The following is an 886-nucleotide window of genomic DNA, read 5'->3' on the forward strand; positions in this document are numbered from 1 at the left end:
CCGGGTTGGACGGAGGTTTGAGATGGGATTGGACAGCAAAAAGGACGTCCATTTAGACGGCCCGTCGGCGGGGTCGGTGAGCCGGTTGGAAGTTCTTGAAGGACCGTCGGGGCGCCGCGTGCGTTCGGAAGCGGAGAGAGCTCGGATCGTCGCCGAGAGTCTGTTGCCCGGTGCCCAGGTGGCCGAGGTGGCGCGCAAGCACGGAGCGACGCGCTGGCAGATCTACGATTGGCGACGGCGGCTTCGGCAACGGGGCGTGTTGCCGCCGTGCGAGGCGTCGCATCCGACATTCGCGCCGCTGGTCGTGGAAGGTGCGTTGGAGGAGCGTCAGGTTTCGGCGATCAAGCTTGAGATTGCGATCGGTGATGTCATTCTGCGGACGGATACGGCCATAGATGGCGAGCAGCTGTCCCGGGTGATCCGCGCGGTGCGAGCGTCACGATGATCGCGGTCGGTGCAGATCTGAAGATTTACGTTGCAACGCGGCCGATCGACTTCCGCTGTGGCCACGATGGGCTTGCGGCGAAGGTGCAGGAGATGCTTCGTCTCGATCCGTTCAGCGGGGCAGCCTTCGTGTTCCGATCGAAACGAGCGGACCGAATCAAGATTTTGGTGTGGGACCGAACGGGCCTGGTGTTGGTTCACAAGCGCCTCGAAGGTTGCAAGTTCGTTTGGCCAACGATCGCGGACGGCGTGATGCGGATGTCGCCGGCGATGTTCGCGGCCTTGTTCGAGGGGCTGGATTGGAGGTTGGTCCGCCCGGAAGAAGCACGGCGCCCGCAGGTCGCTGGATAAGTGCGGCAGAATGACTCGGCAGCTATTTTGAGCGTGGCACGCGCGGCGGCGATGTGCTCGAAATAGCACATGAGCATCGCGGCGCTACGCG

2 protein-coding genes are annotated in these 886 nt (G+C 63.3%); both read left to right on the forward strand.

Annotated features, from left to right (window positions below; genetic code table 11):
• A partial coding sequence (locus IVB12_RS28695) for a transposase (RefSeq protein WP_247304127.1) occupies positions 1–445 on the forward strand: 445 nt, incomplete at its 5' end.
• On the forward strand, positions 442–795 hold the full coding sequence (gene tnpB / locus IVB12_RS28700) for an IS66 family insertion sequence element accessory protein TnpB (RefSeq protein WP_247304128.1): 354 nt from the start codon (positions 442–444) through the stop codon (positions 793–795). The genes IVB12_RS28695 and tnpB, both read left to right, overlap by 4 nt.
• Positions 796–886 lie beyond the last annotated feature (91 nt).

The organism is Bradyrhizobium sp. 179, assembly GCF_023073535.1.
In the GTDB taxonomy this organism is placed as follows: domain Bacteria; phylum Pseudomonadota; class Alphaproteobacteria; order Rhizobiales; family Xanthobacteraceae; genus Bradyrhizobium.